The following is a 6,573-nucleotide window of genomic DNA, read 5'->3' on the forward strand; positions in this document are numbered from 1 at the left end:
CACGATTTTTGCAACAGAGCCGATCTGCCCACTTCCTTTTCGGAACCCCGCCCGGTTATGCGGCGGGAGCCTCTTCCCGGGGTTTGATTGCGGTGTCTAGACGCACCAAAGTCACCCAGGAAGAGGTCCTGTAATGAAGTTAGACGGAGAAGTCATGGAAATACTTGAGGCATACGATCTGACTGGATCGTTGCGCGCGACCGCGGAGCTGACCGGTTGCTCGCACCACACCGTTGCGCGGCATGTTGCCGCTCGCGATGCCGGGAGACCGATCGCCGAGCCGGCGTTCCGGGGCCGGGTCACGGACCCGTTCCTGCCTAAGATCGAGGAATGGGTCGAGAAGTCTCTGGGCAAGATCCGGGCTGATAAGGCTCACGACAGGCTCGTCGCGCTGGGCTATGAGGGCTCTGAACGCTCGACCCGCCGGGCGGTCGCGCAGGTCCGCGCCGCTTACCGGCTCGGCCACGTCCGGGTGCACCGCCCCTGGATAACGGAGCCGGGGATGTGGTTACAGTACGACTTTGGCGACGGCCCGGTGATCGACGGGAAGAAGACGGTGTTGTTCGTGGCGTGGTTGGCGTGGTGTCGGTTCCGGATCGTCATTCCGCTGCGGGACCGGACCGCGCCGAGCGTGTTCGCGGCGTTGGATCGCACGTTTAGGACCGCTGGCGGCGCCCCGACCTATGTGCTGACCGACAACGAGAAAACGGTCACCGTGTCGCACATCGCCGGGGTCCCGGTGCGGAACCAGCAGACGGTGGACTTCGCCCGCCACTACGGGGTGACAGTGTTGACCTGTCAGCCGGCGGATCCGGCGTCCAAGGGCGGGGTGGAGTCCTCGGTGAAGCTCGCCAAGGCCGACATCGTCCCCAAGGACACGAACCTGTTACCCGAGTACGCCTCGTTCGCCGAGGTGGAAGCGGCGTGCGACGCGTTCATGGACCACGTCAACAACCGGGAACACCGCGCCACCCGGCGGAAGCCCGCGGCGATGCTCGAGGAAGAACAGCTCCGGCTGCACCGGGTCCCCGACACCGCGCACACGGTCGCGTTCGGGCTCTCGCGCAGCGTCCCGGACAACACCCCGATGGTCACGTTCGAGAATGGCCAGTACTCCGTCCCCGCTCACCTGCTCGGCGGCCGCGTGTTCGTCCGCTCCCACGGTGTCGGCACCGACGAGCAGGTCATCGTCGTGCACGTCGGCTCCGACGGCCCCGTCGAAGTCGCGCGGCATAACCGGGCCCGGCCGGGCAGTCCCGCGATCGATGACGCGCACTTCCCCGACCATCGGGAGAAGGTCCCGGGCGATTACACGATCAAGGCCAGGAGCGCCGCGGAGGCCGAGTTCCTCGGCATCGGCGCCGGCGCTCACGCCTGGCTGCTGGAAGCGGCCGCGGTGGGCACGGCGCGGATGAACGTGAAGATGGCCGAAGCGGTCGCGGTGGCGAAGATCAGCGGCACAGCCCAGGTCGACGCTGCGTTGGGTGAGGCGGCCACCTACGGGCGGTTCGCGACCGGTGACCTCGCGTCGATCCTCAACGCGGCCGTCTCCAAGGGCAAGGCGCACCGAGCCGATGAGAAAGCGTCGCTGGCGCAGGGCACCGCCGGCTGGGCGGCGATCGGGCAGCCCGTCACGCCCGGGGTCGACCTTGCCGTCACGGATGATCTGGAGGAGAGCGCGTGAGCGTCACCCAGGCTGCCGCGCCCGTCCTCCCCGCTGACCTCGAAGCGTTGATGCGGCAGTTAAAGATGCCCTACGCTCGCGCGTTGGCGCCGGAGCTGATCGCGACCGCGAAGTCCCAGCGGTGGGAACCGGCCGAGGTCATCAAGGCCCTCTTCGTCGAGGAGGTCACCGGCCGGGCCCGGTCCATGCTCGCCACGAGGCGCAAGGCCGCCGGGTTCCCGACCGGGAAGACCTTCGACACCTGGGACGAGTCCGCGTCCTCGATCCCGGTCCCGACGCAACAGGCACTGCGGACCCTGGAATGGATCGGCCGGAAGGAGAACGTCGTCGTCTGCGGGCCATCGGGCACGGGGAAGACGTTCTTCCTCGAGGCCCTCGGGCAACAGGTTGTCGAGGCCGGGATGCGGGTCGCGTGGTTCCGGCTCGAGGATCTCGGCGCGTTGGTCCGCGCGCACCGCTCCGATGACTCCGTCAGCCGGGTCGTGGCCCGGATCCTCCGCGCGGATCTGATCGTCGTCGATGACATCGGGCTACTCGAAGTCGGTGCGGACGCCGCCGAGGGCCTCTATCGACTCGTCGATGCCGCCTACGAGAAACGTTCCATCGCGGTGTCCTCGAACCTGCACCCCGCTGGGTTCGACGAACTCATGCCCAAGACCCTCGCGACGGCGACCGTCGACCGGCTGTTGCACCACGCGCACGTCTGCCAGACATCGGGCGACTCCATCCGGCTGACCCAGGCCCTCGCCGGGAAAGGAGTCACCGCGATGAACTAAACGACGACGCCCTCGACATGGCCAACGCCACCAACACCCTGGTGGGCAGATCTGTTGGCCATGAGTGGGCAGTTTCCGTGGCCACCAGCGGGCATTTCTGCTGGCCGCCCACGGGCAGTTCCTATTGGCCATTGACACCCGCTAGTGGGCGAGGCGATGATCTCTCTCGTGGCAGGCTCCGGAGAGACGCGGTTCCAGCTCGAAGCGACGATGAGCCGGTTCATCCATCTCGCGGTGCTGGATGCTCTGTGCTCGGCGCTCGCGGCGGAAGACCCCGGTCGGACGCGACGTGGTTCGGAGTTGTCGGCCAAGGCGAAGCAGATCCACGGGGTGTAATCGCGGTGCGGGCCAACGGATTCCCCGCATGACAGAAGCGGCGCANATGCGTGGGGCCTCAGGGTAAGACGGCGGTCGGCTCTGACAGTGCTTTGAGGCTGATGTCGCTGAGGACGCCGTAGTGGTCGCTCGCGGTGGGGTACTCCGCGAACACCACCTTGCTGTTCGTGATCACACTCTCCACGAGTCCGTGATTCTCGGTCGACCCGGCGAAGATGTAGTCGATACGGCGGTGGTGCGGTTCCTGCACAAAGTAGTTCGGGACGATGCCCTGGCCGTCGACGATGGTGCGTGCGACCCACGGGTTGTCCGTGGTCCAGGTGTAGCCGGGAGTGCCGTCGCCCGCGATGGCGAAGGTGTCGCGGAACGCGGCACTGCGGCCGTTGACCGCGGACTTCCCTGTGTAGAAGCGGATGCAGTCCTGGTCGGGCGCCGCGTCGAAGTCGCCGGCGAGGATGGTCGGCGCGACCTGGCGGCGGCGCTCTTCGAGCTCTGTCACGAATAGCGCCTGCTCGACGCGGGCTGCCTCATCGGTGAACTTCCAGCTCGGACGTACGCCGAGGAAGAGCATGTCGACGCCGATGGGGAGCGGGAGCACCATCTCCCAGACGTGCGGTCCGTTCGCTGCCGGGAGCGTGTGGATGTCGACGCTCTTCGGCTCCCACCGTGTGCCGACGGCGGTGCCCCAGGGGAGCCAACCGATCTCGCGGTAGTCCGAGGCGTGGTGCCAGTGCAGGGGGGAGCTGTCCTTAACGATCTGGTAGGCGTCACGCTCCGGGGTGCGCAGGACCTCCCCCAGGAAGACGATGTCGGCGTCGTGCTCCTCGAGGCCCTGGAGCAGGAGTGCGTCGCGTTCGGCGCGATCACGCGGGTCCATCCAGATGTTCAGGGTGAGCACGCGGAGATTCATGGTGTCGGTCATGCTTCCACGCTAACCATCATCCGTGAACGAAGTTCCACATCGAAGTGAACAGTGGAAGTTGCGTCAATCCTCCGCATGCAGGTCGGCCTGCACGTCGAGTTCCACACGGTCAGCGCGGAAGCGCGCGAGGCTGTACTGCAGCGGCGTCCCATCCGGAAGCGTGTCGAGCGAACGGACGACGAGGACCGTCGACCCGGGAGGGAGGCCGAGATCCGTGTTTTCCGCGCCTGTCGCGACTCGAGCGCTGACGCGGCTCCAGGAGCGGACGTAGTCGTCGACGCCGACGGCCCTCAGGGCGCGGGTCACCGAACCGGTGGAGGCGAGCTGTGTCTCGAATCCTGGGACCAGGCCGGGCGCCATCCACGCTGTTGAGCGGGCGATGGTGCTTCCTCGGAGATCGGTCGCCGCGTCGACGCGCAGGGCCCCTCCCGCGCCGAGCCGAAGTCGCTCGCGAGCGTCGTCCGGAACCTCGCGCACCAGCTCTGCGGCAAGGAGTCTCCGCGTGGAGACATCGTGGTCGCCGATGCTCTCACTGAGCCTGGTGCGCAGGCGGATCCGGTGGACGAGGACGGTGTGAGGCACGACGAACGTGCCGACGCCTTGTCTCGTCACGATCAGCTCTTCGCCGGCGAGGGTCGACAGCGCCTGGCGCACGGTATTGCGGTTCACGCCGAAACGTGCGGCCATCTCGGCCTCAGTTGGCAGTCGAGCGTCCGGTGACAGGGTGCCGTCGAGGATCTCGCTGCGCAGCTGATCGGCGATCAGGCGCCACGTCGCGTATCCGGTCGAAGAGCGGTGAGAGATGGTCATCGTCTCCGTACATTACCGTCCGCATCGCTCGCTTCCGATCCGTACCACTGACATTCATGTTTCGGACATCTACTGGTCATCTAGAAAACTAGACAACATTGCGGTGTCGCTTCTAGGCTCGAATCATCCAGAAACCTGGACAACCAAGGAGGCAGTAGTGACGAGTCCAACTGATCACGTCGCGGAGCGACAGAGGTGGATGCGAGTACTCGCACTCGCTAGCACCTCTCAGCTCTCCGATGCCTGGGCGGCCCAGCCGATCACACCGAAGGTGGACACGGTCCGCGGGCCGGAGGCGGGGCTCGTCATGGTGCGCGGCCGTGCCGGCGCCGGCGGGGACCGATTCAACCTCGGCGAAGCCACTGTCGTCCGCGCGACTCTCCGCGTGCACGGAGCGCCGCTCGAGCACGAGCGAGTCGGCACGTCCTACGCGCTGGGAACCGACGTCGACCACGCGTGGTTCGCTGCCGCCTTCGACGGACTCCTCCAGGACGCAGGGCAGCGAGAGCGAGTCCTTGCCGACGTCATCACCCCGCTGGCTCAGGCGCAGCGGCGCGAAGACGACGCGCGGGCGGCCGACGCGCGCAGCACCAAGGTCGACTTCTTCACCGTCGCAAGGGAGCACGCATGATCACCTCATCGGAGAGCGGCACGGCCGCCCCTGCCCCGGGCTTCGCTGACCCGACCCGCGAGGCGCAGAGCGTTTTCCGGGCGATCCTCGACGCGCTGGCTCACCCGGGCCAGCGATACTCCATCCAAGGCCCGGCCAAGGCGCCTGCCTCTCTGGGCCCGGGCCTGGCGGCCGTCGCGATGACGATCCTGGACGAGCAGTCTCCGGTCGCCCTCCATGAGGCGCTCGCTCACGACGCTTCCGCAGTGCACTACTTGTCGTTCCACACGGGTGCACGTCTCGCCACCTCCATCGGTGCCGCTGACTTCGTCTTCGCCACCCCGGACTCCTTCCCGGACCTGGAGGCGCTCGCTCACGGAAGCGACGAAGCGCCCCATCGCTCGGCGACCATCATCCTCGACGCTCGCGCCCGCGGGGAGGGTGATCGGTTCACGGGCGTGGGCCCGGGTATTGACGGCATCGTCGAGATCGATGCTCCATGGGTGCCCACGGGATTCGCAGACGTCTGGGCGAAGAACGCGTCGCTCTTCCCCCGCGGTGTCGACCTGCTGGTCGTCGATGACAACTCGGTTGTCGCTCTTCCCCGCACCACGCGGCTTATCGCCGCATCCATCCCTGGATCGGAGGCCTGATGTACGTCGCAGTCAAGGGCGGGGAGAAGGCCATCGCCAACGCTCACGCTCTCCTCGCCAAAGAGGGCCGTGGCAGTCACGACATTCCTCGCATCACCAAGGACGCTGTCGCCGGCCAGCTGCCCGTGCTGGTATCGCGGGTGATGACGGAGGGGTCGCTGTACGACCCGTCCCTCGCCGCCCGCGCGATCATCCAGTGCCAGGGCGACGTCGTCGAGGCCGTCACTCTGGTCCGCTCCTATCGCACCACCCTTCCTCGGTTCGGCTACTCGGAGCCCGTCGACACGGCGGCACTCACCCCTCAACGACGGGTGTCAGCAACGTTCAAGGACATCCCCGGTGGACAGCAGCTCGGTGCCACCTTCGACTACACGCATCGGCTCTTCGCTGAGCCGGGAACCGCGGGACCCGCGCTGGGAGATGAGCAGCACACGCCGATGCCCAGGGTCTCCGACCTGCTGGGCGCCGACGCCCTGCTGGAACCGGACCACCCGGCCGACTGGAACGACCCCGAGCCCGCCGACCTCACTCGCGAGCCGACGGTCTACCCGATGAGCCGCGCCGAGCGCCTGCAGGGGCTGGCGCGCGGCGATGAAGGGTTCCTTCTCGCTCTCGGATACTCCACTCAGCGCGGATTCGGCAACACCCACCCGTTCGCGGGCGAGATCCGGGTCGGAGAAGTCGAACTCGAGTTCGACGCACCGGAGCTCGGATTCCCCGTGCCGCTCGGCCGGGTGGAGATGACCGAATGTCAGATGATCGGCTCTGTTGCAAAGATTGGC

The 6,573-nt window shown here is 67.1% G+C and carries 8 protein-coding genes; 6 read left to right on the plus strand and 2 right to left on the minus strand.

Annotated elements, in window-relative coordinates:
- The first annotated feature begins 133 nt into the window (after positions 1-133).
- From istA to BK819_RS16900, 3 genes are all read left to right on the plus strand, one after another.
- Positions 134-1,684: an IS21 family transposase gene (istA, locus tag BK819_RS16165; RefSeq protein WP_052166742.1), complete on the plus strand. Its 1,551-nt coding sequence runs from the start codon at positions 134-136 to the stop codon at positions 1,682-1,684.
- A complete protein-coding gene (istB, locus tag BK819_RS16170; protein ID WP_033105166.1) occupies positions 1,681-2,460 on the plus strand; it encodes an IS21-like element helper ATPase IstB in 780 nt (259 codons plus the stop codon). The genes istA and istB overlap by 4 nt, the downstream gene beginning before the upstream one ends.
- Before the next feature lie 156 nt (positions 2,461-2,616).
- Complete coding sequence (locus BK819_RS16900; RefSeq protein WP_177173858.1) at positions 2,617-2,796, plus strand: hypothetical protein; 180 nt, start codon at positions 2,617-2,619, stop codon at positions 2,794-2,796.
- A gap of 58 nt (positions 2,797-2,854) precedes the next feature.
- Here BK819_RS16900 and BK819_RS16180 read toward each other — a convergent pair whose 3' ends face one another.
- Together BK819_RS16180 and phnF are read right to left on the minus strand one after the other, a co-directional pair.
- On the minus strand, positions 2,855-3,718 hold the full coding sequence (locus BK819_RS16180; RefSeq protein ID WP_071330048.1) for an endonuclease/exonuclease/phosphatase family protein: 864 nt from the start codon (positions 3,716-3,718) through the stop codon (positions 2,855-2,857).
- A gap of 63 nt (positions 3,719-3,781) precedes the next feature.
- On the minus strand, positions 3,782-4,528 hold the full coding sequence (gene phnF, locus BK819_RS16185; protein ID WP_071330049.1) for a phosphonate metabolism transcriptional regulator PhnF: 747 nt from the start codon (positions 4,526-4,528) through the stop codon (positions 3,782-3,784).
- A gap of 157 nt (positions 4,529-4,685) precedes the next feature.
- On the opposite strand from phnF, the gene phnG reads away from it, so the two are divergent.
- The 3 genes from phnG to BK819_RS16200 form a co-directional block, all read left to right on the plus strand.
- Positions 4,686-5,159 (plus strand): phosphonate C-P lyase system protein PhnG, encoded by a 474-nt coding sequence (gene phnG / locus BK819_RS16190; protein ID WP_256209493.1) that lies wholly within the window; start codon positions 4,686-4,688, stop codon positions 5,157-5,159.
- The gene (gene phnH, locus BK819_RS16195; RefSeq protein WP_071330051.1) at positions 5,156-5,791 is read left to right on the plus strand and encodes a phosphonate C-P lyase system protein PhnH; all 636 of its coding nucleotides are present in this window, start codon (positions 5,156-5,158) and stop codon (positions 5,789-5,791) included. Before phnG ends, phnH begins: the two co-directional genes overlap by 4 nt.
- On the plus strand, positions 5,791-6,573 hold a 783-nt coding region (locus tag BK819_RS16200), incomplete at its 3' end, for a carbon-phosphorus lyase complex subunit PhnI (RefSeq protein WP_071330052.1). The genes phnH and BK819_RS16200, both read left to right, overlap by 1 nt.

Origin of the sequence: Microbacterium sp. LCT-H2 (assembly GCF_001866135.1) — a bacterium.
Taxonomy (GTDB): domain Bacteria; phylum Actinomycetota; class Actinomycetes; order Actinomycetales; family Microbacteriaceae; genus Microbacterium.

Bases quoted from the DNA above. Each gene is read 5' to 3' on its own strand.
- istA (WP_052166742.1), top strand. From the start codon at position 134: ATGAAGTTAGACGGAGAAGTCATGGAAATACTTGAGGCATACGATCTG.
- BK819_RS16900 (WP_177173858.1), top strand. From the start codon at position 2,617: ATGATCTCTCTCGTGGCAGGCTCCGGAGAGACGCGGTTCCAGCTCGAA.
- BK819_RS16180 (WP_071330048.1), bottom strand. From the start codon at position 3,718: ATGACCGACACCATGAATCTCCGCGTGCTCACCCTGAACATCTGGATG.
- phnF (WP_071330049.1), bottom strand. From the start codon at position 4,528: ATGACCATCTCTCACCGCTCTTCGACCGGATACGCGACGTGGCGCCTG.
- phnH (WP_071330051.1), top strand. From the start codon at position 5,156: ATGATCACCTCATCGGAGAGCGGCACGGCCGCCCCTGCCCCGGGCTTC.